A 25010-nucleotide genomic window follows, 5' to 3' on the forward strand; every position below is an offset into this window, starting at 1 on the left:
AAATTTTAAAAAAACTCCCAATTGTTTTTGGGAGTTTTTGTTGATTACACCGGTATGGAAATTAAAATCTTAAACATATCCCCGTCGACTATAATCTGCAGTGTTCCTTGATGCAATTCAATAATCGAATTGGCGATAGCTAAACCTAAACCAAACCCTTCAGTGTTCCTTGAATTATCCCCTCGGCGAAAACGTTCCACTAGACCGCTGGCTTCCTGATTTAATTCATAATTGGCAATATTTTTCATTTCCAGTAAAATTTCATCCTCTTGCTGTTGAAGTTTCAGATGAATTCTTGTGTCAGACATTGTATATTTTGCCGCATTACTGAACAGGTTGTCCATCACCCGCCAAATTTTATCCCCGTCTGCCAAAGCTTCAATACTCTCATGTGGTTTGTAATACATCAGTTTGAGATTTTTCTCCTTAAAAATCTCCTCATACTCCGCAATAGCCTGTTCCAACAGTTGCTTCATATTGATTGTGGATTTATTCAACAACACTTCCCCGTTGTTCATCTTAGTAACTTCAAACAAGTTATCAATGAGGCGTTTCATCCGAAGTGATTTATCACTGATGATTTTCCGATATTTTTCCTGTTCTTCTAACGTATTATCTGACTTTTGCAACAGTTGGCTATAAGTAATCAACGAGGTCAATGGTGTCCGCAAATCATGACTGACATTGGTCAACAACTCATGTTTGAGCCCTTCATTTTGTCGACTAGATTTTTCATATTCGTCCAAAATCAAACCTAATTGTGTAACATTGATTTCCAACCCTTTCAGATTTTCTAAAGGTGAAGCAGTTGACCCGTGAGCCATCAGTATTTTTTTTGATTGTTCCGTCAAGAGAGCAGCCTGTTTATAAAATTTCTGATGACGATAAAGTAACAGCACGCCCACAATAGACAAGCATAGCAACAAAAATTTGAAAGAAATATTGTAAAGGTCACTGTAACGGTAATTATCATAAACATAGGCGATTGAAAAAATGCCCAGCATAACTAAAATCAAGACTACAAGGAAAGGTAACCGCTGATAATAAACACAGGTCCTTCTCCAAATTTTAGCCATCAGCGTTTCCCCGGCTATTCTTTTGATTCCCGTCCATTTCTCCTCACGAAAAACTGTCAGCAGTTCTTTGATGGTGATGAGCGCAAAAACTGTCCATAATAGGAAGACAGCCCACAAAAGAAAAGCTCCTCCCAGTGACAACAATGAATCATTCCAGCTTAAAACATCCAATCTTCCGAGACTAAACAACATAAATATGCTAAACATCCCAGTCAAGAGGACGCTCCCATCTAATGGGATTTTTTTTAGAATAGCCACGTACTTCGATGGTCGCTCCTGTGCTCCATTAATGTAATTATAAGCAAAAAAACAACCTATCAGCAAAGCAACGATGCTTAAAAATAGAAATATTTTAATCGTTTGCTGCCTCTGTTCTCCTTGCTTAATAAAAGACATTGTCGGACCCTCTTTTTTCATCCCAACAGTCACAGTCACCTCTTCATTAAATTCTGAAAAAAGATACTCAAACAATTCATCTTGCCCAATGCCTAGCTCATACACTGGAAAGTAAGTCGTCAGTTTTTTCTGATATACCGCCTGACCGCTTTCTTTCTCAAAAAACTCCTTGATTTTTCGGTGATTTTTTTCCTGTTTTAAAGACGAAACATTCGTCAGAACAGCTCCGTTGTCCCTTACGATGTAGTAAAAATAATTCATGTCGATTTCTTTGGTTTTTTCCGTCAACGCTTTTGTAACTTTATTCCCGTATTTATCTAGCCACTGCTTCTCAATATCAAAGATTTTCTCCTGAACGATTTTATCGTCACTGAAATTATTGATGATGGCGTGAAGTTTAGTATCTCGTTCTTTCTCAAGAGTTTTGACTGCTTGCTGATCTTCTGCTTTTATTATTTTGGACATATATTGGCGGGAAATATCTCCCAGCTGTGTGTCCAAATCTCCATAGTATTCACGATAAAGGCGAATATGATCTTTGGAAATATTTTCTGGTAAAAGTGACGAATCCCCATCTTCTGCCAATACCTGTTCCATGAAAACAAGGGAAACGGAATGGAAAATATCCCAATCTGTATCTTTTTCCTGCGTTACTCGGTTTAGCTGAAAAAATAAGACTGCAAACACCGTCAAACTGACAGATATAATGACTGCAGACAACCATAAAAGATAGTTATTTTTCAATTTTATAGCCAACACCCCACACCACCTTCAAATATTTTGGTTCCTTTGGAAATGCCTCGATTTTCTCACGGATTTTCCGAATATGAACAGACACCGTATTGTCAGAATTAAAGCTGGGCTCCTTCCAAACAGATTCATAAATTTCATCAATCGAGAAAACTCTGCCGGGAGACTGCATCAGCAGCTCCGTGATTTTAAATTCTGTAGGTGTCAGTTTTACTTCCCGTCCTTCGACAAAGACTTTTTTCTCCAGTTTATCTAATATCAATCCGTTAACTTCGAGAATATGGAAAGGTTTTTCTTCTTGTTGGTAGTTACCCAAACTCATATACCGACGCAGAAGGGATTTCACTCTAGCCAATAATTCCATCGGATTAAAGGGCTTTGTCAAATAATCATCTGCACCGATCTGCAAACCCATGATTTTATCTACTTCTTCATTTTTAGCACTCAGCATAAGTATCGGGACGTTGTTTCCCTTTCTAATATTATAAGTGGTAAGTGTCCCATCCAAGTTGGGCATCATAATATCCAAAATCACTAGATGGACTTCTTTATGAGATAAAATCTCCAAAGCTTCCACCCCATCCTCAGCCTCCAATACTTGATAATTTTCCTGTTCCAAATAAATACGAACCCCTTCGCGGATTTCTTTGTCATCATCCACAACTAATATTACTTTTTCCATTTCCTCTCTCCTCATCATCACTATTTCTGCCCTTAACTCTCCTGTTTTTCAGCGGCATAAATAGTCGTAAAAAATCTCTTATATTCAAACTCTCAAAACCATCAACTTGATCATCCGTAAGCTTAACCAATTTTCCAAGTTCCTTCTTTCTCCAAGTCATTATAGTCGTATTGCTGACCGAATGTTACATATTTTTGTGCTCTTTTACTATCTGAAACTCCACGCGTCGTCGGATCGATCACTATTCCCAAGACAATTAAAATCAAAGATATCACGTCAAAAAAATATGTCAATGGTCTGCTCACAAGAGCGTGAGATAGTGTCGGTCTAAAAAAGGCAGGACCAGTTTACCCACTAAAAAAGCTGCTCCCAGTATGGCTAGGATAAACAGTCTATTTTTTCTCTTAATCCCCCAGTTGATTTTCATAGTGAAACTCCTTTTCTTTTTTAAATGTCACAACATATTCTCAAACGGGGACAGAAAAAAGTAAGCAAAAAGCACAACCATACAGCTGGCTGTTTTTAATAAAGAACGCCATAGTTTCTATTTATCTCTTGCATTACACTTATTATAAAAAATATTTCTGAAAAAATTGTTAGTATAACTCTTAATTAATTCTTAATTTTATAGACTCTAGCCTTAGGTCAGATGATATGATGGGGTCATTATGACAATATTAGGAGGAAAAAAATGAAATACGAATGGCGCAAACGAGATAAAGCTTTGTATTTACCAAAAAAATCTCCTCAGGTGCTCACCGTTCCCAAAATGAATTATTTGGCCATCACAGGAGAGGGAGACCCCAATGAAGAAGAATTTTCACAAAAAACTGCCGCTTTATACGCCTATTCCTACGGGATAAAAATGTCATGGAGAAAAGGGCTCGACTTACCCGGTTTTTATGATTACACTGTCTTCCCCTTAGAGGGTATTTGGGATAGCAAAACACCTGTCACTAAAAATAACCCCTTGGACAAAAAACAACTTGTTTATACTTTGATGATTCGTCAGCCTGATTTCTTTACGGAGGACATGCTTCCCCTAATACAGCCTTTGATATTAAACAAAGTGCCGGAGAAATTTCAAAAGCAGGTCTTTTTCTTAGCTTTAGAAGAGGGATTGGTGGTACAAATGCTCCACGAAGGCTGTTATGATGATGAAGCTGAAAGTTTCGCTCAGATGACCGATTTTTGTAGAACCGAAGGCTATTGTCGCCTTGGTGTTCAACATAAAGAAATTTATTTATCCGATCCTCGTAGAACAGCTCCCGAGAAGTTAAAAACTGCTCTAAGATTCCCTGTCGAAAAAAGACAATAAAAAAACACTCACTAAAATTAGTGAGTGTTTCTAAGTTTCAACATAAAAGCATAATTATGCTTTGTTCACGTTTACTGCTTGAGGTCCACGGTCTCCTGACTCTACGTCAAAAGTAACTGCTTGACCTTCTTCTAAAGTTTTGAATCCGTCGCCTTGGATAGCTGAGAAATGTACAAACACATCGTCGCCACCTTCAACAGTGATGAATCCGAAACCTTTTTCAGCGTTAAACCACTTTACTGTTCCTTCAGTCATTCTAAACTCCTCCTTTTCCCAAAATATTTGTGTAGTTCTTGAATGGAAGTTTAAGGAAAAAGTTTAAAACAACTTACCTGTAGCTCCGTTACAAAAAATCACTAAATTCATTCTACCACAACCATCTCCATTCGGCAAAGGATTTTTGCTAAAATTTAAAATTTTTTCTAAAAAAACAGTGAAATTCCTTTGATTTCACTGTTTTACTAGTTTTTTTCTTCCTCTCCCCAGTAATCCCTCTCTCGCCTTGCCATAAAAATACACTCCATTTAAAAACACTCATTTTATCGCATATGTTTATATAACATAGATTAAAACATAAATAAATAACATAAACAGTTGAAAAAGTTGCTTAATTGCTAATAGTTAGATAAAATTTTTTTGAGACGTTATTTTCGAGAGGAGCTAAATGAATGAACGACCATACCTACGGAACTAATTTAAAAAAAGTTCGTAAAGAAATGAAATTGTCGCAAAAACAATTAGCAGAAGACATTTGTTCCCAAGCCATGCTTAGCCGCATAGAGAATAATGAAGTTATCCCAAATGCTCTTATCATGACAGAAATTTGCAAGCGTTTAAATATTTCGGTAGAAGAAGCGATGAACGAACATTCTCCACATTCACAAAAATCACGGGACTGGCTGCAATTGATGCAATACTTACACCAGACGCATCAATATACACAACTGAGTCTGTTGATTTCACAACAATATGTTCCTCCAGCTCATTTCTCCAAAGAGGAATTGCAACTTTACTATTATTATAAAGCCTGTGCTTTAGCTTCATTTGATTCTCATTCAAAGGGGGTGACAAAACTTCTGCAAGAAAGTTTAGACTGCACATTTGATTTTGAGCAAACCGGCAGCTCAGACATGGAAATCATTCTTTTGAGCGAACTAGGGCGCCTACGTTTATTTCAGGGAGAGACAGAGGCAGGCCTACTTTTTATGAAAAAAAGTCTTAGTTATTTCAGTTACAACTCAGCAAAAAGAACTAATATTGAACTGGTTCGTGCAATATATCATGTGGGGACAGCATTTATCAACCATCAACTGTATGACTTAGCTGACAGAGCTGTTGCACAAGGAATTGCTTGGGCGCAAAAAAATCACGTTCTCTACTATCTGGATCAGCTTTTTTTATTGAAGGGCATTATTTCTCAGGAACATCATCAAATACCGAAAACGTTAGAATCAATCAAATTGATCGACACACTGACCTCTGTGGCGGTCAGAGAACAAAATTTGGCAGCTGAAATTTAAAAAGCTGACACTGGGGATTTTTAAATTTTATGATGGAAAAAAAGAACTGTCACTCACCAGTAATGGCGATGACAGTTCTTCACAATTTAAAGCACTAGTAGAATTTTTTATTCTCTGCCGATAATTCTGACTTCTGTTTCAAGTTTTACGTTATTTTTTTCAAAAATAACCTTTTGAATGTGACGGATCAATTCTACATAGTCAGTTGCTGTAGCATTATTCGTATTGACGATAAAGCCGGCATGCTTGGTAGAGACTTGCGCCCCGCCAATCATAAATCCTTGCAATCCCGCCTCTTGAATAAGCTTTCCCGTATAATAGCCTTCGGGACGTTTAAAAACACTCCCGCAAGAAGGAAATTCTAAAGGTTGTTTGCTTTCACGTAAATGTGTTAACTCGTCCATTCTAGCCTGAATTTGCTCACGATTACCCGGTTTCAATGCAAATGAGACCGACAAGACTGCCCCTTTTCGCTCTTGCAGACAACTGTGACGATAACTGAATGCCATTTGGTCATGGGGAATCGTTTCTACTTTACCATCTTCCCATACCACGGTACAAGATTCAAAAACGTCAGTGATTTCTCCGCCATACGCCCCTGCATTCATATAAACAGCGCCACCGATACTTCCGGGTATGCCGCTGGCGAATTCCATACCTGTCAACGAAGCCTCCAGCGCCTGTTTCGTAGTTTCAATTAGGGAAGCTCCGCCGTCAACGATTAATCTCGTTCCTTCTATCTGAATGTTCTTCATTTCAGTCAACATTAAAACAAAACCTTCAATGCCGCCGTCTCGGACAATCAAATTGCTGGCATTTCCCAGCACCATCCAAGGGTAATGATTGGCAGAACAATAAGCCACTATCTGGCACACTTCTTCCTGAGATTTGGGAAACAACAGTACGTCAGCGGGGCCACCGGTTTTTGTGTAAGTATATTTGGATAACGGTTCATTAAATTTTAGCTGAATGTCTTGTAAATCTTGCTGAATTTGGTTCTTATCCACGGGTTTTTCTCCTCTAAATCTATTTTCTACATTCTACCACGACTTGTTATAAAATCAACCGGGCTCGAATAGTTTCTCATTTTACTCAAATGTCACAAGTGATGTTTCGTAACCCGCTTGAGACAGTAAGTTCAACAGACCTTTTTCTCCCGGCAGATGTCCTGCACCCACAGCTATGAAACTTTGATTTTCTTTTTGCAGATACTCCGGCAGCTGCTCTATCCAGTTCATGTTCCGATTTACCAGCAGTATTTCGTTTTGTTCTGATGACATGCCTGAGGTTTCCGGATTCTCATAAATCTCGCTGATTTTTCCATCCACATACGCCTGCAGCAATTCGTCCATAGCTTCTTTATATTTTTCTTTCGTTTCAAGGGTCTCAATCCAAGCATTGATATCTTCGGGCTCTTCATACATTTTCGGCAGCACTTGATACTGAAAAGCAACTGTTTCTAGACCGATATTTTTTTGGTTTTTATTTTTTTTGGCATGTGCACTCAGCTGCATATCTACCCCATAAGTTGCCGCAACTGCAGGTAATACTTTAGCTTGAAGCATTTGACTGACACCAAAGCGGTTCATCGAAGCCACATCTTTTTCCTGATACCCGTAATCTTTTAAGATTTCCTGATACTTTTCTCGGGCGTCATCGGTCATGTTTGTTGTCAAAGGTTCTTCTGCCGCCATCGCTTCTTGAGCTTTTTCCCCGGTTTCCGGATTTTCAAACTCAGACATCTTTATTTCTGTGATAAAGTTAAAACTTTTTTCCAAATCCCCCAAGATTCTTTCTGGAAATGGGTACATGCTTTGTTTGCCCACATGAATTGTCCCGAGCAGATAGCCTTGCACTTGTCCATCTTTTATTATTTCATAATAAGGCCACTTGACCTCCAGCTGTTTCTTTCCCTCATCGACCGCAAGCTGTTTCTCACTTTGGTCTGTAACTTCTTGGGTCTCTGTCCCTTGTTCCTTAGAGGCACAGCCACCAAACAATCCCAAACTTAGTAAGAGTCCTGCCGCCCATAATCTTACTTTTTTATTATTCATTAGATTCTCCTTTTTCTATCCTGTTTCATCTTATGACCAGCTATTTTATGTCTGGCTTTTCATCCTTACCTATTTTACCAGTTTTTTCTTATAAAAAAAACTTTCAATGTTAATTGCTGTCTGTGGCCCCTTTAAATTTTTTTCAAATGATTGTTTTAGGTTGGTATTTCGCTCATTTTTTCGATACAATGAGGGCAGAATTATTAAAGGAGGCGTCACATGAAATTTATCTCATGGAATGTCAATGGACTTCGCGCCATATTAAAAAAAGATTTTATGCAAATTTTCCAGCAGCTAGACGCGGATTTTTTTGCTTTACAAGAAATAAAACTACAGGAAAATCAAGTAGATATAGAATTGCCGGGCTACCATCAATACTGGAATTACGCTGAAAGAAAAGGCTATTCCGGAGTGGCAGTCTTTGCTAAGGAAGAACCGCTTAATGTCAGCTACGGTATGGGTATCCCTGAACACGACCGGGAAGGACGGGTCCTGACTTTGGAATACCCTGAATTTTATCTGGTCAACTGCTATACGCCAAACTCCCAATCCGAATTAAAGCGACTGGATTACCGAATGCAGTGGGAAGATGATTTCCGTCAGTATCTCACAGCGCTTGATCAAAAGAAACCTGTGATCCTTTGCGGGGATTTAAATGTTGCTCATCAAAACATTGACTTAAAAAACTGGAAAACCAATCGTAAGAATGCAGGCTTTACCGATGAAGAAAGAGAAAAATTCTCCCAACTTTTAGAGGCCGGCTTCACCGATACCTTCCGTTATTTTTATCCAGAGCTTGAGGGCGTTTATTCTTGGTGGAGTTATCGTTTTAATGCGAGAAAAAATAATGCCGGATGGCGGATCGATTACTTTGTGACTTCTGAAAAATTAAATGCCCGCCTGAACTCCGCTACTATTCATACGGAAATTATGGGCAGCGACCATTGCCCCGTTGAGCTGGTGATTGATTGAACACATATTTTTTCAAAAGAATAAGCCTTCTGTTGATGTTAAATGTGTTGATGTTTCCTGTGCCTTATGTTGCCGATGAAATGGGAGAAGAAAAATTAACCGTCGCAGATTTAGTTTATGATGCTGAAAATGCCTCTCTTCAAGGCAGAACGACCCCCAATGCCAACATCTCCCTAGAAAATGTGGTCGGGGAGGTCGTGGCAGATGACCAAGGTCATTTTGTGATACCTGTCGACGACCAAGCTGAAACAATCAAATTGATGGTTTTTGATTATCTGACCAACCAGTCTGTCACCCTGACATACGATTTGGTCAATCAGACACTCATCTCCCCTGGGGAAGAAACGAATACTATCGCGTCAAAAGACACTAAAGAGACATCCTCTTTCAGCAAGGAAACAATGGAAAAAGAAAGCAACTCAAAAAAAAGCGTTGTTCCGCAACTTCTGTTTGTCACTGTCATCTTTTTAGGCGGCGGCAGTTTAGCCTTACTTGCATACAATAAAAAGCAACCCTAAGAAACACGGAGCCCCGTCCTTAAAAAGTAGAAAAATAGAAAAACTCAAAAATTATATACGAAACCAAAGAAAAAAATTAACCATAGGAGGAAAGAATGAATTTTATCGCATTGGATTTCGAAACTGCCAACGCAAAAAGACACAGCGCCTGTTCTGTGGCTCTGGCAGTCGTTCAGGACAGCAAGATTGTTGGAAAATACTATTCTTTGATCAATCCCCAAACTGATTTTCACTGGCGCAATATCCAAGTTCACGGTATTCGGCCCGAGATGGTCAAAGAAGCCCCTACATTTGCTGATATTTGGCCGGAAATCAAAGATTTTTTTCAAGACGATCATCTGATTGCCGCTCATAATGCCCCCTTTGACAATGGGGTCCTTAAAGGCTGTCTTGATTATTATCGTCTGGAACCTGCTCATTTTCTTTCATTATGTACCGTCCGCAGCAGCCGAAAACTATTTCCTCAATTTGACAATCACCGGTTGAATACCGTCTGTGCCAATCTGGGAATTCAGTTGGACAATCACCACGATGCGCTGGAAGATAGTGTGGCTTGTGCTTCTATTGTTTTAGAACAAGAAAAACGGTTCGGCCCGCAACAGCTGAAACAATTTGTCAAAATGGTTTAAAAAACAGCGATACTTCTCTTGTTAAAAAGAGAAATACCGCTGTTTTTATTAATTGTTTTTAGTTCCTGGTGTCGAACTGATAATATCAAGATGACCAGAGAGTTTCCACTCTTTTACCGTCGCAGGTAAAATGAAGTGCTGTCCTTTGGTCAACGGCCACTCCTCACCAGCGATTTCAATCGTTCCTTGTCCTTCTAAGACACTGACTAACGTATACTTATTTTTCTGGGATAAGCTGACATCATTTCTAATCAGCCCGTGGAAAACATTAAAATAGTCGCTTTCAATCAATGTTTTAATTTCACTGTCCCCTATTTTTTCTGTTTTTTCTGTCAGCGCAGGCACATGATGGGGAATCGTAGTCACATCAATCGCTTGCTGGATGTGCAGCTCCCGAACATTCCCTTGATCGTCCTTACGGTCATAATCATACACCCGATAAGTCGTATCACTGCTTTGCTGGGTCTCCAAAATCATGACACCGGCACCGATCGCATGAATCGTACCGCTAGGCACAAAGAAGAAATCCCCTGCGTTGACTTTCACTGATTGAAGCAGTTCGTCCCATTCTCCTTTATCGATTCTCTCGATAAACTCTTCCTTTGTTTGAGCTGTATGACCAAACACGATTTCAGCACCCGGATCAGCTGCAATCACGTACCAGCATTCTGTTTTTCCCAGTTCTCCTTCATGGGTTAAACCGTAAGCATCGTCTGGGTGTACTTGAACGGAAAGATCATCTGCTGCATCAATGATTTTAGTCAACAATGGAAACTCTTTGACTTGCGGGTTGCCAAAAAGTTCTGGCTGAGTACTGAATAACTCTGCTAAAGATATCCCTTGAAATTCTTTAGGTGCCAACACATGGCCCATACCGTTTTCATGGGCACTGATTGCCCAGCACTCCCCTGTTTTTTCACTAGGGATATCATAATGATAAATATCTCGTAATTTGGTCCCACCCCAAATTTTTTCTTGAAGCACGGGTTCGATAAAAAGCGGTTTGTTTAAAATCATCCTCATCCTCCTGTTTTTTCTTTTTTTATTATATAGGTTTTTTTATCATAGTACAATCAACAGTCATAGGTTAAAAAAGATAATTGTGTCTTTTTAATACGAAAACAGACTGACTATCGGAGGTAACTTCGGCAGAAAATATTTATTGCCCCAAGAGCTGACCACAAAGGCCTCACGATCTTCATCATAACCTGTGAGCGTGACCGTATGAAATCTGCTGTCAACGGTTTTATAACTTGCATTGCCTGGTGCAATCAAGTGCATCTGATTAAGGTAACAAGTCAACGTAACCAGCTTACCTGACACCAGCTCCTGTCTCGTCTGCAAATCACTGCCGCTCCAAAGCCAACGCCCAGTAATCTCTTCGCCATGTTTTTTGGTAAAAACTTGAATATTCACTCGTAAATCTCCCGCCCGGACGCCCGGATAAAGAAATTTAAACTGAACAGAGGTCAGAGGAATGTGCCGCCAATTATTCTCAGCATGATAAAAAGTCAGCAGCAGTTCATTTAAATTGACTCGTCCTTGCTCATCATAATAGTTTATTCCATAACGCCACCCAAATTCTGCCGCTCTTCCTGCAAATCTTTCAAAAATAATATTTGTTGCCGCCGCAAAACCGCAACCTTGAAAATTCAGTCGCTTTAAATAGCTTAAAATATTTTCGTCAGATAGTTTTTTCTTCAGCACCCGCGTCATTAACCGGCGGATTTTCTCTTGATCATCGCCAAGATTTCTCTCCCATGTACGGAGCAGGGCTCCTTGGTCCGCCCCGTACCTTCTACGCTCTGCGCTGAAAACTTCAGAAATAAACTTTTCTTTCGCTTCATTCATACACCAGACCTCCGTCCTTTTGATTTTTCTGTTTCAAGTCTATTTGCCTATTTAATGTTCTTTCTTTAAACTATCAAGACATCAACCGGAACGTTGATACACTCAAATTATATCATAGTTTCCCGCCTGACTCTGTCTTTAGATAATAGGATTAAACGTTAAACCACACGTATCGTCAGTCGATGATTCGGGGCTTGGCTTCGTTCTTAATCAGCAAGCTATGGTAAACAGACTTAAAAAAACTGAAAAATAAAAAAGCACTCTTTTTCAAGAGCGCTTTTTTGGATTATAAGCTTAAATGAATCGGGTAAGTCAAATACTCGGGATCATCCAATTTTTCTGCTGTTACAAAACCGCTTGGTGCGTAAAGGACAGATGGGATTCGGTTGACTACGGTTGCACATGTATGAGCAACAGTATCCGGCTTCTCAACTGAAAACTTCATTCCCGGCTCCCCGATGATTTCCCAATCACACATATCCCCGTCATCTTCACGATACACTTTTCCGATACATTCCACTTCCAGCTCAATGCCTTGATGGGTTTTGATTGTTGTGACTGCAGACATTCCTGTTGCTTCGCCTGCAGGAATCGTCCGGCCTAAAGTCTCAGAATAAACATCTTCGTCCAACGTAAACGGTACACTCTTTTGAGAAATAGAAGCAATCGTCCAGTTCATTTTAGAACAAATGCCTTCTGCAGCATTCCACATATAAGAAGGGAAGCTTTCAGCTTGAGCGATTTCTTTATCAAATTTATCCATGGAGTAGCCGGCACCATGAGCTTCGGCTAACGCCAAACCATAGTCTTCCACGTTATAGCTGACGGCACCTTTGACTTTTGTGATGTCATTCATCCCCGCCATCATCAGACAAGGCATATTGATCCAGTAAATATCCTGCATGCCGCTGCCGGTGATTGTCACATTATTTTGTTTAGCTAATTTATCAAGTTTATTGGTTTCCACTGGTGACGTGTTCCATGGATAGATTGCTTCTTCACAAGTAGTTAAAATGTTGACACCGTGCTTTAATGCTAATTCGAAGAAAGAATACATTTCTGGCATATAACTAAAGATCGTCACGACAGCAATATCAGCATCACAATTTTCGAAAACTTCCTTGGCATTGTCAGAAATTTTCACACCTGTTTTTACGCCCAAGTTTGCAAAGTCGCCCACGTCCTGCCCAACGACTTCCGGATTGTTATCAATGGCACCAACGATTTCCACGCCATGCTTATGATAGTAACGAAACAGCACTTCAGACATTTTTCCGCAACCATACTGAATCACTCTTACTTTTTCCATGTGAATGCCTCCTAAGGTTTTTTAATGTTAAAACGTTCACAATTAAAGTATAATGTCTATAGTAAGTAGAGAGTCAAGGAGAGTTTTAAAATGAATACACTAATTAAAATAGGCGATTTTGCACAGTTGAACAATATTCCTATTCAAACACTGCGCTACTACGAAAGCATTGAACTGCTGCTGCCTGCCAAAGTGGATAAATTAACGAACTATCGCTATTATGATGTTATGCAGTCAACCATTGTGGACAGTATTCAATTTTTAAAAAGCTTCAACTTTTCACTGGAAGAAATCAAAAATATTTTAGATCAGGAAAACACAGTGGATACACTGAATGAAAAAGTTGAACAAAAATATCTTGAATTATCCGCTGAAAAAAAAAGTATTGAAGAAAAAATGAGACTGATTCAATCCTTCAAAGAAACCAATCATATTTATCAACAAAAAAGCCAACAAAAATCCTTTGAAGTAACCATTTTACCAAAAAGAGACATCCTGACGTTTCCGATTTCGAAAAATATTTACGAAATGGATCTCTTAGAGTACGAATTGCACCTACGCCAATTTAAACAAAGTCTCGTTGCCCATCATATTCCTGTCTATCAATTTAACCGAGTGGGGTCTATCATGGCTCAAGAAAATTTCCGACAGGAGGAGCTAGATTCCAGAACGATGTTTATCTTTTGCGATAAGCACTTGAGTCATCTGGAGAATTTTACTACTTTACCGCGGCAACAATATGCGATTCATTACTGTGAGGCCTTTGAAGAGGAAACAAGTGAAATTTTAGTGTTGAAAAAAATGTTAGAAGAAAGAAATCTGCAAGTGGCGGGAGATTATATTTGTGAGGTAGTCTATGAAATCCCCCATTCCAACCAACTGTCACGAAATATGTTTATCCGCATGCAAGTCCCGGTATTTTAACTTAATATTACTTTAGCTGACTAAATGTATAGATAACAAACTGTTACCGTTAGTTTGATGAAAGTTTTTCAAAGAGAGTCTATCTACATAATATCTCCATACTCTTGCTTTATACTTGTTCTATATCAAAAAGGAGCTGGAACGAAGATGTCTCACTGCACTTATCCAAACATTTGGCAAAACAGTCATTATCTGTCTACGTTAAGAGGGAACGGATTTCTCTGGTTAATCTTACTGGTTATCGGTATGATAGTCTTAATAAAACTTTTACAAAGACCGAGACAGACATTTCCCAAACAACATCAAGCGTCTACTGATTTGGAGCCGGAATCGGCGGAGGAAATTTTAGCAAAAAAATTTGTGGAAGGCAGTCTAACGGAAGAGGAATTTATTAGGAAGAAAAAATTGATTCAGAAATAATGTGCAAGGAGTTTCCCCATGAAAATTTTGATCGTAGAAGACGAACAAAACATTCTTGACATCATCGTCGCTTATTTAGAAAAACAAAACTTTGAAGTCGTGACAGCCAAAGACGGGCTCGAGGCTTTGGAGCAGTTTGAACAAACTGCTCCTCATTTGCTTGTACTGGATTTAATGCTGCCCAAATTAGACGGAATAAGTGTGGCAAAAAAAATCCGGCAACACTCCGACACCCCAATCATCATGTTGACAGCAAAGTCTTCTGAAGATGACATCTTGCTGGGGCTAGACCTTGGGGCAGATGATTATATGACCAAGCCTTTCAGTCCCAAAGAATTAGTGGCAAGAATCAAAACCGTTCTTAAACGCTGCTACCCAGAGACAAACGATACTCTCCACTTTCCAAAAAGCGGACTGATAATCGATCAACAATCACGCAAAGTCACGCTGCAAGATATCCCCATCTCTTTAACGGCAACGGAATTTGACTTGCTGGTCACTTTTGCAGCGCACCCAACATTGGTTTTTTCACGGGAACAGCTGATTGACCATATTTTCGGACCGGATTTTGAAGGCTACGAACGGGCGATTGATTCTCATATCAAAAATCTTCGGCACAAACTCGGAGATAAACCCAAATCGCCTCATTTCATCGCAACCGTCCACGGTGTCGGCTATCGCTTTGGAGAATCTGTATGAAAATAAACTTAAAAACTTACATACTGTTATCCTTTCTTGCCATATTGATACTGTTGATCGGGTCATTGGGCGCGGTCACCTTTTACCTCTCGGACAAACATTTTGATGACTATGTTGCAGAGAAGTATCAGGACAAACTGACTGACTATGCAGCGGAAATCGAGCTGACTTTCGATACTCAAACAGCTGTCTGGTCAGAAGAAGACCTGCTCACTCTAAGTCAGCAGATGAATAAGGAAGATTTACAATTTATTGTTTACGATGCTGAAGATGTGGTCATTTGGAATTCCTCAACTGACAGAGGCAATGGGCACATGAACGGCTCCGGGCATAATAAACGTCTGCACGGATCGCCTAACCACGGCATGTCCAAGCTAGATGAAACAGCAGAAAATTTTAGAGAACAACAGCTAAGTCTGTCTTCCAATGATACCCCCATCGGCTCTGTACTTTTCCAATACTATGAAGACAGTCTATACAATGAGCAAGACCAGAAATTTGCAGAAGATATTAAAAAAAGTTTAGTGATTATTTTTGTTTTATCTCTGCCTGCTGCTTTTTTATTCGCTGTTTTTCTTGCAAAACATATCAGCCGTCCCATCGCACACACTACTGTCTTGACTCAAAAAATGGCAGATGGAAATTTTGATGAGCGTTTGGGATATAAGACCCGGGTAACAGAATTAAACGAATTGACAGAAGCTTTAAATAAATTGAGTGCTATCCTCAGCCAACAAGAACAGTACCGAAAACAAATGTCCACGGATATCGCCCATGAAATCCGCACACCTCTCACTACGCTCCAAGGAAGTCTGGAAGCCATGGCTGACGGCATTTGGGAAATAACCCCTGAACGGCTGCTCCTCTGCCGTGAGGAAGTGACCCGCCTGACTAGACTGGTTCGTGACATTGACAACATGGGGGAGTTGGAAAAAAATGAGGACACACTAATAATCGAACGGTTTAACTTTAAAGATTTAGTGTCCAAGGTAGCAACTAATTTTTCCCATAAATTTATCGAAAAAAAGATCGACTTTCAAATGATCGGACCTGACGTGCAAATTGAAGGTGATCAAGACAAGCTGCAACAGGTGTTGACAAATCTGATGGCCAACAGTTTGAATTTTTCCAAAAAAAACGGCAAAATCATCTGTCAGTGGCAGATAAAAAAAGACGACTTGATTATCACCTTTGCTGATGAGGGCATGGGTATCCCTGAAAATGACTTGCCGCGGATTTTCGAACGCTTGTATCGAAGCGATGTTTCCCGCTCCCGTGACTCGGGGGGACAGGGCGTAGGTCTATACATTGTCAAAAGTATCGTGACAGCTCACCAAGGGGAGATTGCCGTACAAAGCCAACTTGGAAAAGGGACTAAATTTACTATCACTCTGCCCTTGCGGCACATATAAAAAGTTCTTCATCAATATCATTTGATGAAGAACTTTTTATGACTATTTTAATCTATTAATAGCTTATTAAGGCCCATTTCCAAATATCATCCAGCCCAATAGCAGGAGACCTCCAAAATAGAGCAAGACTGCCGAAGAAAATATCAGAGGAATCAAAACTATTTTATTTCTAACTCTCCTAAATAACGAAACGGATAAAAAGAGAGATAAAAGATTCCCGCCTATTAAAAGCAAACGAACAAAGCTAAAGTATTTAGTCACAGTTTCTGATTGCAACGTGTGAGAAGGTGACATAAAGTAAAAAAGAGGAAAAGAGCAAATAACAGCCATTAAAAAAATAAGCAGTGAAAGTAAAGACACTTTTTTTGTCTCCATTAAAATCCCTCCTTAAAATAAGTTTGAAATCTTTGAATTTAACTTGTCTATATTATACCAAACTACCATGCCATTTTACACGAAATGTTCAACTTAAGTATCTATCTGAATTTTTTGTTCAGTTAGATAATAGAGCCCCGCCATCAGCTAGTCATCATAGTCAAAAATACTTGATTGATTCATCCGCTTTTCTTTAATGTTATCGCTTCGTTATATGCTGTCTTTGTCATAAAAGAGTGCTTTAAATGAAAAACTATTCTCATTGTTTCAACGAGTGCTGCTTCTGGAATTTCTATTGCTTTAATATTTGAGATGGTGCTTGATAAGCCTGTATTAGGCTCACTCATTGGATTTGCCATCGGGGTTGGAATAAAACAGCCTCCAAAAGTGACCGTTGATTCTGGTTTCTGGTCGCTTTTGAAGGCTGTTCACTATCAATATTATTTTTTCAAAACATCGCCATAATCAGGGTTCTTTTCAAAGGCTCTCACAGCATAAGAACACATTGGCAATATTTTCTTGCCCTCTCTTCGTGCTTTTTCAACTGCTAAATCCATTAGTTGCCCGGCAATCCCTTGCCCGCGATATTCCGGGTCAACACCTGTATGGTTCAAAACTAACGTGTCTGTCCCTTGCAATTCAAAGGTGATTTCTCCTATTAGTTTTCCTGCATCATCCACAAATGCAACACGAGCTGTTTCATCAATTACTTTCATATTTTCGCCTCTTCCCCATTCTGTTAACATCAATAGTCGCTTTTTACTGCCTAGTCACACTATATTTTTTATTCCAGTCTAACGTCATTAGTTTAACGTAAAATATGCGTAGACACAATCATCAAGGTTTCTTTAACAAACCTTCTACGAAGATAACATGAACTGCCCTACGGTATCGGCGTCAGTTTCTTTTCAATTTCATACCGGTTTTCTTCGAGAAAGGGAGGCAAATCCAATTTCTGCCCCAAAGTCTCAACGGAAGAATCTATCGTAAACCCTGGTCCTTCAGTTGCCAGTTCATACAGAATACTGTTAGGATCTCTAAAATACAAACTGGAAAAATAAAATCGGTCTACAATTCCGCTATGACGAATGCCTTTTTTACTTAAAAGTTCAGCATAATTTTCCAACTCTTTTTTACCTTTGACACTGAGTGCCATGTGATGAACCGACCCCCGTCCGGATTTTTCCCGCTCGCCAGGCAGTTCCCGCAAAATTATTTCACCATAGGCTGCCTTCGAAGACGTTCGAAAAATAGCGGTCTTTTCTCCCGAAACAACTTCTTGATAGCCCAATACATTAGTCAAAATTTCCCGACTTTTCCCTAAATCTCTGACGGACAAGGTGACTGGGCCTAATCCAAGCAGGCGATGCTCAGGGGGAATCTCTGTTGAAAAATCCCAATCCACGTTAGGAGGACTGTCAAAGCCTTCATTACTGTATAAATAAATTTGCAGTCTGTCCGGGTCTTCAAAAAATAAAGCTTTGCGCCCATGAACTGTTGTCAGCTGATGGTGGAAAACCTCATGCGTTTCAAATCTTCTTTTCCAAAACTTGAGACTGTCATTCGTGGGAACTAGCAGTCCAACATGACTGATAGCGTTCGTCCCGCGATAAGTCGTGCCTACGTCAGGGATTTCAAAAAAAGTCATCTCTGTTCCGGCAGTCCCCACCTTATCTCCATAAAAAAGATGATACATACTAGTATCTTCTTGATTAACAGTTTTTTTCACCCGGCGGAACCCTAAAATATGCCGGTAAAAATCATCGATTAATTGAATATCTTTTGTATGAATCGACACATGATGATGGCCCAAAATTTTCATTCTTATCACCCTTCCTCTCTGATTTCTTTTTTGAGGCCGACCTTATAAACTTTGTTCAATAATCGGCTAAATTCTTTTAGCTCCTCCTTGTTCAGCGCCTCTTCAAAGATTGAGGATAGAAAGGCTTCTTGTTTCGGTTGGACTACCCTCATCAACTCTTCACCTGCATCAGTCAAAGTGATCGTTTTAGTTTTCCAATCGATTTTGCGCTGAATATAACCATCTTTTTCGAGACGAGCCAGCATGCGAGAAATACCGCCTTGAGTAATCATCAGTTTTTCTGCTAATTCCCGTTGTGTCAACGCACCCGCCACAAAAATTTGGTTTAAAACATCAAATTTGGCAATGGATAAGTTATATTTAGCTAAATATTCATTGGATAAACTGTTGCTGTGGTTTACAAAGCGCAAGAGCCTCAACCAAACAACAATACCTAAGCGAGAAACTTTCACACCAATCAGTCCTTTCATCGTAGTCATTGTAATCAGTTTACATATCAATCGACAAAAAAACAATTTTTCTGCCTTTATAAATACTCATCAAAAAAACAGCTTCCCTATCTTTTATTCATAGGCAAGCTATCTCCGTGATATTTCTATTTTTCTGAGACTCACAGCTTAAATCACTGATCGTTGCGGGTTAAAAATTTTTTTATTCCGAAGAAAAGCAATCCTCCTGCCAACATACCTGTTCCAAGTCCGAACACATGGTAACCTTGCGGGAAATCTGACCTGATCAAAACAATACCAGCAGCTGAAAACAGTCCTGCTAACAAAAGCAGCCCTTTGATTAGTTTAGATTTTGTTTCCCAAATATTTTTATTTGAGTTTTTCAATTTATTCTTCTCTAAAGTCACCATCACCAAGAGGGCCATGTTTAAAAGCATCACAATAATTACAATCACTTGTATCCCTGTACCCATGTTGAAATTTTCTGATTTAATAAACGAGCTGATCAGCATGAGCCCCGCTAACACAAGATTTATTGCGTACGAAATCCCCCAGACTCTGTTGATTTTCACCAATTCTTCTTTCCTTTTGATTTCTTCTACCATACCGTTGTCCTCCTTTAATAAGATATCTAAAGAAAGTTGATAGTAGTTGCTCAATAGTATTAAAGCATTAATGTCAGGATAACTCCGTTCATTTTCCCAACTTGAAATTGTTTGGCGGGACACATGTATGTCAGCAGCGACTTTTTCTTGTGTCACCCCCAAAGCCATTCGAGCTTTTTTTAATCTTTCACCAAATTGCATCTCTATCTTCCTTTCAATTGCCATCTTATAAGAACTTATCTCAGCATACTAGATTAGATAGCTGTCATCTACCATTTTTCAAAATTTTTCTTTGCTAAGTTTCTTGTCATGCTGTTATATCAAGGGATGGAGCTGTTTGGAAAACATAAAACCTAAAATAATTATTCTCGAAAAAAAAGAACGACCTGCTTTTCGGGTCGTTCTTTCTTATCTGATTATCCTATGGCAAATAGTTCTGTGGCATAATTCGGGTCCGTGTCGTACAGACATACCCCGTTGATCGTATCGATATCGTGCTGATTCAACACATGCTTCATGGTCATGTGAGCCAACTCTTTGATATTATTTTCACGGCTCAAGTGCCCAAGAAAGACTTTCTTGGTTTTATTCCCTATCAAGTCTGTCATCACCAAAGCCCCATCTTCATTTGACAAATGCCCTGTGTCCCCTAAAATTCTCTGCTTTAAGCTCCACGGGTAGCTGCCCATTCGCAGCATTTCCAAATCATGATTGCTTTCAATCACATAGCCGTCAGCATTCCTGATAGTCCCTCGGATACGGTCATTACAATAGCCCGTGTCCGTTAAAATCGCAAAAGATTTATTGTTTTTGTGAAATTGATAAAATTGAGGGGCGGCAGCATCATGTGACACACCAAAACTTTCAATAGACACATCTCCTAAGGTCAATACGGAACCCATGGAGAAAATATGACGATGTTCTTCTGCGATTTTCCCCACATTTTTAGACATCGCCGTCCATGTCGGTTCATTGGCATAAACGTCGATACCATATTTCCGCGACAACACTCCCACACCCTTGATATGGTCAGTGTGTTCATGGGTCACTAAGATAGCATCCAGTTCCTGGGGCAACCGATCGACTTCCGCCATCAAACTGGTGATTTTTTTCCCGCTCAACCCGGCATCCACCAATATTTTTTTCTGCTCAGTTTCAATATATAAGGAGTTCCCTGTACTGCCGCTAGCCAGCACACTCACATGAAAAGCTGCATTTTTACTCACTTTCGTACACCGCTTCCTCTGTTATCATTGTTATTATACTACTCTTTTTTCAAATCCGAAACTGTTGTGGTGATAATCGTATTGGAAAAAGCATTGACTTTCTCCAACTGGCTGGTATTGCTGCCGTTTGTATCTACCCACACATACCAAGCAGGAACGTAAACATGCTTTTCTTTCACGGCATAGATACGAGTATAGACCAGAGCCGTCTTTTCGATTGCTGAACCGCTTGGTATTTTGTTGCTCAAGTACAGCGTCACAATCGCATCATGTTCCGTGATGATCGACTGCTTTTCCCGCAGTTCTTCCACGTTGGAAAGGTGGGTCTGAGTATAGTCCAGCAATTTATAATTTCCGCCCTCTTCTGCTTCCACATTCAAAACCAGTGCACTAGTCTCATCATAAAAAGGGATATCTTTATATTCTTGAGAAAAATAAAAACTATTTTTATCTGCCACCAGATTTCCATGATACTCATAATCATCGCCAAAGACAACTTGATTGCCTTTATGAATAAAGTGCGTCGCTTCTTCTGTGGCATGCTCTTCGTCAAAAATAACTGTTTGTCTTGCGCTGATATCTTTGCTGATCACTTGACGCTCAACGAGTTTAACCCCTGAGGCAAGTACGGAATCCAGTTCGTAGAAGTCCGTTGGTGTGGCACTTAAATAATATGCTTCTCCGCTTTCTTTAGAAAAGGTATGGTCAAATTTTATTTTTTCTTCTGACAAGCGTGCTTCAATATTCTGCATATTGTTTATCCCATTGGAGGAAACAGACTCATTTTTCCCTTGAAAAAAAGTATACAACAAGAAGATGTTCAAGGTCAAAAACGTACATAAAAAAATCAACTCGATTCGTTTAAAGTCCATTACAGCTCTCCTCCTTGCTTTTCCAGAAGCTGCAAAGTATCTGATACTTTGTGCCATTCATCATGGTATTTAACATACCATTCAGGCTCTAGATCGACGATTTGCTTATTATCCGGATTAGTTTTCCAAGAGTAGCCAACTTGAATGTTTTGCATTTCTTCATTTTTCATGCCTGCATCCAGCAACTGCTGCAGGATTTCTTTCGTTGGCGGCAAAGGTACTTCCTCATCTGAAGGAATCGGAACTTGAACGATGTTTTGATTCGTCAGAAGTTTAATCCCGCTCGGGTTGGCAGTTATTTCAATCCGCCCCCGATAGTAGTCACTGAAAATCGGATAACCTTCCACATATCTTCGGTAAGTTATCTTCGTCCCCGCCTGGTCAAAGTAACGGACCCCATCTGCTGTTTTCCCCATCTTTTCGATATAGCCAAAGGTTTTCTCATGAAGATTGTTATTTTTTTCAACCGTAGGATCTTGAGACAGGATTTGGGGATCAGTGAAAAGTATCTCCCCTGTCGCATACGAAACAGTCAGTTTTTGTCCCGAATTAGTGAGCAGCCGTACATCTTTGTTGGCATTATCTGAAGAAAAAATATCTTCTGTACTGCTGAAAAACATTTTCGAAAACATTGTGTAAGACTGGATTTCTAAAATATAACTATACTTCTTTAACTTCACTTCTCCTAAATAACTGTAAAAAATCGGATCGGTTTCCTCTTCTAATTCTGCCGCAATGTAACGATTATCTTTTTCTTTCACAAGATTTTCTAAAGCAGTCGTATTGCCTTGAAAATCTGCTGCATAAATTTTTTTCTGCTTGTCATCCAAAAAAGACAGTTTCTTACGTTTGTAATTAATCAAAATCCGGCTGACCATGGCATGATCATCAAGTTCGTCGCGAATGCCGCAACCATTGATTTCCAGATAATACCCTAGAGGCAGGGCATTGGGGAAAATCAGCTCCACGGTTTCCGTTTGTTTCAAGTAGTCTATATAGGCCTGTCTTGTGGACAACGGCAGTTCGTTTAAGTTAGAAAGATTAAAGCTCAAACTCTCAGCCAGCACTCCCTGAATGAGACTTTCACGGTTAGTATAAAGATTCTCGCCGCTTTCCGGATGATACACTAAATTCGACGGGACAAACACACGCTCAGCAGACCGCGCCTGTAATCTATCGGCTGCCTCAGTATCTGTCGTTCTGACTTGTTTGTCGGTTGACTGTGTCCAAATCCTCAAAGATAGAAATAAACTAAGCAGGATCATGGCAATTAGCAGCAACCTGACGATTTTATCTCGTAATCTCATTCCCAAAGATCCTCCTCTACCGGCACGTACGGAAGTGATATGTAAAATACTGAGCCTTTTGCTTCTTCACTTTCTACCCAGATGGTCCCCCCATGATTTTGTATCACATCACGGGAAATAGCCAAGCCTAAGCCTGATCCGCCCAATGAACGGGAACGGGCTTTATCCACACGGAAGAAACGATCAAAGACACGTTTCAAATCTCTCTTAGGAATCCCCATCCCTTGGTCGGCAATGCTGATAATCACATTATTATGGGTCTCCAGTAAACTGCAAGTGATTTCCCCCCCGTCAGGTGAATACTTGATGGCATTGTTCATAATATTATCAAGCACTTGTATCACTTTATCAGAGTCTACTTCAACCCAGATTGTCCGCCTAGTAAATTCTTTACGGATTTTATAGTTCATGTTATTGCTTGTAATCAGCATCTCAAACCGCTCGATTACAAAGTTGAACATTTCATTTAAGTTTACTAATTCCTTTTGGAGAGGCTGATTCTTGCTGTCCATGCGTGATAATTCAAGTAAATCTGAAATCATCCGAATCATCCGGTCTGTTTCTTCCAAACTGACATTGATAAACTTCGGAGCCACTTCAGGATTTTCCCAAGCACCGTCAGCCAAGGCTTCTAAATAACTCCGCATACTTGTCAACGGTGTCCGCAGTTCGTGGGATACGTTGGACACAAACTCCCGACGCTCCTGCTCATTTTTTTCCTGTTCCGTCACGTCATGCAGTACACAGACTAACCCGCTAATGAAACCGGACTCTCGGCGAATCATCGCAAAGTCAGCTTTTAGGATAGTCAGTTCGTTGTCATCATTCATCACGTCAATTAATTTTTCGTTTTGTTCTTCCAGCAATTGTCGCAAAGAATAATCTTCTTTAATATTTAATAATTCTAGAATGGACAGACCGATTGCTTCCTCAGCAGTCTTTTCCAGTAATAATTGTGCCATTTCATTGATGATAACAACTTTCCCGCGGCGATCTGTCGCCACCACGCCATCTGTCATGTGGGACAGTACGCTGTCCAACCTGTGACGTTCAGCTTCAAGGGTTTCTCTGGCTTCTTCCACTCGATCAGACAACTCGTTAAACGTTTCTCCCAGCTGCCCCAATTCATCCTGACCATAGACTTCTACTTTTCCAGAGTACACTCCTTCAGCTATTTTCTTCGCTTGCTGCTGCATTTCACCGATGGGTTTGGTAATCGTTCGGGCCACAAGCATTGCGATAACCAGCGAGATTCCCATGGCTATCATTGAGGCGGTAAAAAATATCAGAGCAATGTCACTGATTTCCTGATACTGACTTTCCAAGTTGCTGGTCACATAGACGGCACCAATGACCGAAGTCCCAGCAGCTGAATAAATCTGCTGATTTTTCTGGTACACCCGTTTACCAGTATCTGGGTCTTTATGTTCTTCACCTTTGGCCTCGAAATCATTCAAACTGCCGAACTCATTTTTCTTCCCGATGTCATTTTGCTTGGCTACTTCACTGGTTGCCCGGACAATACCTTTATCATCCACCACTCGAACTTCCAGAATATCGTTTCGGGAGAATTCGCTGACCAGACGTTTTAAATTGCTGTCGTCCTGCTCTTCTTTGCCGACAGACAACTCATTGCTTAAATTAGATGCCAACTGTTCTACCTGACTGTCCACATTTTCCTTAAAGGTACCAATTGTGGAGCTCTCCAGTTCACGAATAAAAATAGCCCCGATGATCTCCACTGAAAAAAGCAGCAGCAGAGCAAACACCATGGCTATTTTAAAATGAACAGATTGGAAAAATTTTATTCTTTTCCTCATTGTT

The 25010-nt window shown here is 39.8% G+C and carries 29 protein-coding genes; 9 read left to right on the forward strand and 20 right to left on the reverse strand.

Annotated features, from left to right (window positions below; translation table 11 throughout):
* Positions 1-44: 44 nt before the first annotated feature.
* The 4 genes from CBF29_RS02635 to CBF29_RS14100 all read right to left on the reverse strand — a co-directional run bounded on the left by CBF29_RS02635 (position 45) and on the right by CBF29_RS14100 (position 3331).
* Positions 45-2231 (reverse strand): sensor histidine kinase, encoded by a 2187-nt coding sequence (locus CBF29_RS02635; RefSeq protein ID WP_126806997.1) that lies wholly within the window; start codon positions 2229-2231, stop codon positions 45-47.
* Positions 2206-2904, reverse strand: coding sequence for a response regulator transcription factor (locus tag CBF29_RS02640; protein WP_126807000.1), 699 nt, complete (start codon positions 2902-2904; stop codon positions 2206-2208). Before CBF29_RS02640 ends, CBF29_RS02635 begins: the two co-directional genes overlap by 26 nt.
* A gap of 122 nt (positions 2905-3026) precedes the next feature.
* Complete coding sequence (locus CBF29_RS02645) at positions 3027-3197, reverse strand: phage holin (protein ID WP_170169965.1); 171 nt, start codon at positions 3195-3197, stop codon at positions 3027-3029.
* An 8-nt stretch (positions 3198-3205) separates the two neighbouring features.
* A complete protein-coding gene (locus CBF29_RS14100; protein ID WP_281272903.1) occupies positions 3206-3331 on the reverse strand; it encodes a hypothetical protein in 126 nt (41 codons plus the stop codon).
* A gap of 264 nt (positions 3332-3595) precedes the next feature.
* On the opposite strand from CBF29_RS14100, the gene CBF29_RS02650 reads away from it, so the two are divergent.
* Positions 3596-4222 (forward strand): GyrI-like domain-containing protein, encoded by a 627-nt coding sequence (locus tag CBF29_RS02650; protein ID WP_126807004.1) that lies wholly within the window; start codon positions 3596-3598, stop codon positions 4220-4222.
* 54 nt (positions 4223-4276) lie between these two features.
* Here CBF29_RS02650 and CBF29_RS02655 read toward each other — a convergent pair whose 3' ends face one another.
* The gene (locus CBF29_RS02655; RefSeq protein ID WP_126807006.1) at positions 4277-4477 is read right to left on the reverse strand and encodes a cold-shock protein; all 201 of its coding nucleotides are present in this window, start codon (positions 4475-4477) and stop codon (positions 4277-4279) included.
* 413 nt (positions 4478-4890) lie between these two features.
* On the opposite strand from CBF29_RS02655, the gene CBF29_RS02660 reads away from it, so the two are divergent.
* Positions 4891-5742, forward strand: a complete 852-nt coding sequence (locus CBF29_RS02660; RefSeq protein WP_126807008.1) for a helix-turn-helix domain-containing protein — start codon at positions 4891-4893, stop codon at positions 5740-5742.
* A gap of 107 nt (positions 5743-5849) precedes the next feature.
* Here CBF29_RS02660 and murB read toward each other — a convergent pair whose 3' ends face one another.
* Both murB and CBF29_RS02670 read right to left on the reverse strand, forming a co-directional pair.
* Complete coding sequence (gene murB / locus CBF29_RS02665) at positions 5850-6749, reverse strand: UDP-N-acetylmuramate dehydrogenase (protein ID WP_126807010.1); 900 nt, start codon at positions 6747-6749, stop codon at positions 5850-5852.
* Between the two features lie 81 nt (positions 6750-6830).
* Entirely contained in the window at positions 6831-7796 is a 966-nt protein-coding gene (locus CBF29_RS02670) for a TraB/GumN family protein (RefSeq protein WP_126807012.1), read from the reverse strand.
* A 219-nt stretch (positions 7797-8015) separates the two neighbouring features.
* Here CBF29_RS02670 and CBF29_RS02675 point away from each other — a divergent pair, with 219 nt between their 5' ends.
* The 3 genes from CBF29_RS02675 (at position 8016) to CBF29_RS02685 (ending at position 9915) form a co-directional block, all read left to right on the forward strand.
* The gene (locus tag CBF29_RS02675) at positions 8016-8768 is read left to right on the forward strand and encodes an exodeoxyribonuclease III (RefSeq protein ID WP_126807014.1); all 753 of its coding nucleotides are present in this window, start codon (positions 8016-8018) and stop codon (positions 8766-8768) included.
* Positions 8765-9286: a hypothetical protein gene (locus tag CBF29_RS02680; RefSeq protein ID WP_126807016.1), complete on the forward strand. Its 522-nt coding sequence runs from the start codon at positions 8765-8767 to the stop codon at positions 9284-9286. Before CBF29_RS02675 ends, CBF29_RS02680 begins: the two co-directional genes overlap by 4 nt.
* Positions 9287-9381: 95 nt before the next feature.
* The gene (locus CBF29_RS02685; RefSeq protein WP_126807018.1) at positions 9382-9915 is read left to right on the forward strand and encodes a 3'-5' exonuclease; all 534 of its coding nucleotides are present in this window, start codon (positions 9382-9384) and stop codon (positions 9913-9915) included.
* A gap of 48 nt (positions 9916-9963) precedes the next feature.
* On the opposite strand, the gene manA is transcribed toward CBF29_RS02685, so the two are convergent.
* The 3 genes from manA to CBF29_RS02700 all read right to left on the reverse strand — a co-directional run bounded on the left by manA (position 9964) and on the right by CBF29_RS02700 (position 13081).
* Complete coding sequence (gene manA, locus CBF29_RS02690) at positions 9964-10938, reverse strand: mannose-6-phosphate isomerase, class I (RefSeq protein ID WP_126807020.1); 975 nt, start codon at positions 10936-10938, stop codon at positions 9964-9966.
* An 87-nt stretch (positions 10939-11025) separates the two neighbouring features.
* On the reverse strand, positions 11026-11766 hold the full coding sequence (locus CBF29_RS02695) for a hypothetical protein (protein WP_126807022.1): 741 nt from the start codon (positions 11764-11766) through the stop codon (positions 11026-11028).
* Positions 11767-12052: 286 nt separating this feature from the next.
* On the reverse strand, positions 12053-13081 hold the full coding sequence (locus tag CBF29_RS02700; RefSeq protein ID WP_126807024.1) for an NAD(P)H-dependent amine dehydrogenase family protein: 1029 nt from the start codon (positions 13079-13081) through the stop codon (positions 12053-12055).
* Positions 13082-13165: 84 nt separating this feature from the next.
* Between CBF29_RS02700 and CBF29_RS02705 the strand changes: the two genes are divergently transcribed.
* The 4 genes from CBF29_RS02705 to CBF29_RS02720 all read left to right on the forward strand — a co-directional run bounded on the left by CBF29_RS02705 (position 13166) and on the right by CBF29_RS02720 (position 16530).
* Positions 13166-13999: a MerR family transcriptional regulator gene (locus CBF29_RS02705; protein ID WP_126807026.1), complete on the forward strand. Its 834-nt coding sequence runs from the start codon at positions 13166-13168 to the stop codon at positions 13997-13999.
* A gap of 147 nt (positions 14000-14146) precedes the next feature.
* Positions 14147-14419: an SHOCT domain-containing protein gene (locus CBF29_RS02710; RefSeq protein WP_126807028.1), complete on the forward strand. Its 273-nt coding sequence runs from the start codon at positions 14147-14149 to the stop codon at positions 14417-14419.
* Positions 14420-14437: 18 nt separating this feature from the next.
* Complete coding sequence (locus CBF29_RS02715) at positions 14438-15118, forward strand: response regulator transcription factor (protein WP_126807030.1); 681 nt, start codon at positions 14438-14440, stop codon at positions 15116-15118.
* Entirely contained in the window at positions 15115-16530 is a 1416-nt protein-coding gene (locus tag CBF29_RS02720; protein ID WP_126807032.1) for a sensor histidine kinase, read from the forward strand. The genes CBF29_RS02715 and CBF29_RS02720 overlap by 4 nt, the downstream gene beginning before the upstream one ends.
* A gap of 66 nt (positions 16531-16596) precedes the next feature.
* On the opposite strand, the gene CBF29_RS02725 is transcribed toward CBF29_RS02720, so the two are convergent.
* The 10 genes from CBF29_RS02725 to walK all read right to left on the reverse strand — a co-directional run bounded on the left by CBF29_RS02725 (position 16597) and on the right by walK (position 25006).
* Positions 16597-16905: a hypothetical protein gene (locus tag CBF29_RS02725; protein ID WP_126807034.1), complete on the reverse strand. Its 309-nt coding sequence runs from the start codon at positions 16903-16905 to the stop codon at positions 16597-16599.
* A gap of 179 nt (positions 16906-17084) precedes the next feature.
* Positions 17085-17252, reverse strand: coding sequence for a hypothetical protein (locus tag CBF29_RS13695; RefSeq protein WP_170169966.1), 168 nt, complete (start codon positions 17250-17252; stop codon positions 17085-17087).
* A gap of 93 nt (positions 17253-17345) precedes the next feature.
* Positions 17346-17621: a GNAT family N-acetyltransferase gene (locus CBF29_RS02730; protein WP_126807036.1), complete on the reverse strand. Its 276-nt coding sequence runs from the start codon at positions 17619-17621 to the stop codon at positions 17346-17348.
* Positions 17622-17788: 167 nt separating this feature from the next.
* On the reverse strand, positions 17789-18727 hold the full coding sequence (locus CBF29_RS02735; RefSeq protein ID WP_126807039.1) for a ring-cleaving dioxygenase: 939 nt from the start codon (positions 18725-18727) through the stop codon (positions 17789-17791).
* A 5-nt stretch (positions 18728-18732) separates the two neighbouring features.
* The gene (locus CBF29_RS02740; protein ID WP_211334237.1) at positions 18733-19206 is read right to left on the reverse strand and encodes a MarR family winged helix-turn-helix transcriptional regulator; all 474 of its coding nucleotides are present in this window, start codon (positions 19204-19206) and stop codon (positions 18733-18735) included.
* 143 nt (positions 19207-19349) lie between these two features.
* Positions 19350-19982 carry a helix-turn-helix domain-containing protein gene (locus CBF29_RS02745; protein ID WP_126807041.1) on the reverse strand — a complete coding sequence of 211 codons (633 nt, stop codon included), beginning with the start codon at positions 19980-19982 and terminating at the stop codon, positions 19350-19352.
* Between the two features lie 215 nt (positions 19983-20197).
* On the reverse strand, positions 20198-21007 hold the full coding sequence (locus CBF29_RS02750) for an MBL fold metallo-hydrolase (RefSeq protein ID WP_126807043.1): 810 nt from the start codon (positions 21005-21007) through the stop codon (positions 20198-20200).
* 38 nt (positions 21008-21045) lie between these two features.
* Complete coding sequence (locus tag CBF29_RS02755) at positions 21046-21879, reverse strand: two-component system regulatory protein YycI (protein WP_170169967.1); 834 nt, start codon at positions 21877-21879, stop codon at positions 21046-21048.
* The gene (locus tag CBF29_RS02760; RefSeq protein ID WP_126807047.1) at positions 21879-23186 is read right to left on the reverse strand and encodes a YycH family regulatory protein; all 1308 of its coding nucleotides are present in this window, start codon (positions 23184-23186) and stop codon (positions 21879-21881) included. Before CBF29_RS02760 ends, CBF29_RS02755 begins: the two co-directional genes overlap by 1 nt.
* Entirely contained in the window at positions 23183-25006 is a 1824-nt protein-coding gene (gene walK / locus CBF29_RS02765; RefSeq protein ID WP_126807049.1) for a cell wall metabolism sensor histidine kinase WalK, read from the reverse strand. Before walK ends, CBF29_RS02760 begins: the two co-directional genes overlap by 4 nt.
* Positions 25007-25010 lie beyond the last annotated feature (4 nt).

It is taken from the genome of Vagococcus elongatus (genome assembly GCF_003987645.1).
In the GTDB taxonomy this organism is placed as follows: Bacteria; Bacillota; Bacilli; order Lactobacillales; family Vagococcaceae; genus Vagococcus_A; species Vagococcus_A elongatus.

Excerpts from the sequence above, each read along its gene's own strand:
- CBF29_RS02640 (WP_126807000.1), bottom strand. The coding sequence starts at position 2,904 with ATGGAAAAAGTAATATTAGTTGTGGATGATGACAAAGAAATCCGCGAA.
- CBF29_RS14100 (WP_281272903.1), bottom strand. The coding sequence starts at position 3,331 with ATGAAAATCAACTGGGGGATTAAGAGAAAAAATAGACTGTTTATCCTA.
- CBF29_RS02650 (WP_126807004.1), top strand. The coding sequence starts at position 3,596 with ATGAAATACGAATGGCGCAAACGAGATAAAGCTTTGTATTTACCAAAA.
- CBF29_RS02655 (WP_126807006.1), bottom strand. The coding sequence starts at position 4,477 with ATGACTGAAGGAACAGTAAAGTGGTTTAACGCTGAAAAAGGTTTCGGA.
- CBF29_RS02660 (WP_126807008.1), top strand. The coding sequence starts at position 4,891 with ATGAACGACCATACCTACGGAACTAATTTAAAAAAAGTTCGTAAAGAA.
- CBF29_RS02670 (WP_126807012.1), bottom strand. The coding sequence starts at position 7,796 with ATGAATAATAAAAAAGTAAGATTATGGGCGGCAGGACTCTTACTAAGT.
- CBF29_RS02675 (WP_126807014.1), top strand. The coding sequence starts at position 8,016 with ATGAAATTTATCTCATGGAATGTCAATGGACTTCGCGCCATATTAAAA.
- CBF29_RS02685 (WP_126807018.1), top strand. The coding sequence starts at position 9,382 with ATGAATTTTATCGCATTGGATTTCGAAACTGCCAACGCAAAAAGACAC.
- manA (WP_126807020.1), bottom strand. The coding sequence starts at position 10,938 with ATGAGGATGATTTTAAACAAACCGCTTTTTATCGAACCCGTGCTTCAA.
- CBF29_RS02695 (WP_126807022.1), bottom strand. The coding sequence starts at position 11,766 with ATGAATGAAGCGAAAGAAAAGTTTATTTCTGAAGTTTTCAGCGCAGAG.
- CBF29_RS02705 (WP_126807026.1), top strand. The coding sequence starts at position 13,166 with ATGAATACACTAATTAAAATAGGCGATTTTGCACAGTTGAACAATATT.
- CBF29_RS02710 (WP_126807028.1), top strand. The coding sequence starts at position 14,147 with ATGTCTCACTGCACTTATCCAAACATTTGGCAAAACAGTCATTATCTG.
- CBF29_RS02715 (WP_126807030.1), top strand. The coding sequence starts at position 14,438 with ATGAAAATTTTGATCGTAGAAGACGAACAAAACATTCTTGACATCATC.
- CBF29_RS02720 (WP_126807032.1), top strand. The coding sequence starts at position 15,115 with ATGAAAATAAACTTAAAAACTTACATACTGTTATCCTTTCTTGCCATA.
- CBF29_RS02725 (WP_126807034.1), bottom strand. The coding sequence starts at position 16,905 with ATGGAGACAAAAAAAGTGTCTTTACTTTCACTGCTTATTTTTTTAATG.
- CBF29_RS13695 (WP_170169966.1), bottom strand. The coding sequence starts at position 17,252 with ATGAGTGAGCCTAATACAGGCTTATCAAGCACCATCTCAAATATTAAA.
- CBF29_RS02730 (WP_126807036.1), bottom strand. The coding sequence starts at position 17,621 with ATGAAAGTAATTGATGAAACAGCTCGTGTTGCATTTGTGGATGATGCA.
- CBF29_RS02735 (WP_126807039.1), bottom strand. The coding sequence starts at position 18,727 with ATGAAAATTTTGGGCCATCATCATGTGTCGATTCATACAAAAGATATT.
- CBF29_RS02740 (WP_211334237.1), bottom strand. The coding sequence starts at position 19,206 with ATGACTACGATGAAAGGACTGATTGGTGTGAAAGTTTCTCGCTTAGGT.
- CBF29_RS02745 (WP_126807041.1), bottom strand. The coding sequence starts at position 19,982 with ATGCAATTTGGTGAAAGATTAAAAAAAGCTCGAATGGCTTTGGGGGTG.
- CBF29_RS02755 (WP_170169967.1), bottom strand. The coding sequence starts at position 21,879 with ATGGACTTTAAACGAATCGAGTTGATTTTTTTATGTACGTTTTTGACC.
- CBF29_RS02760 (WP_126807047.1), bottom strand. The coding sequence starts at position 23,186 with ATGAGATTACGAGATAAAATCGTCAGGTTGCTGCTAATTGCCATGATC.
- walK (WP_126807049.1), bottom strand. The coding sequence starts at position 25,006 with ATGAGGAAAAGAATAAAATTTTTCCAATCTGTTCATTTTAAAATAGCC.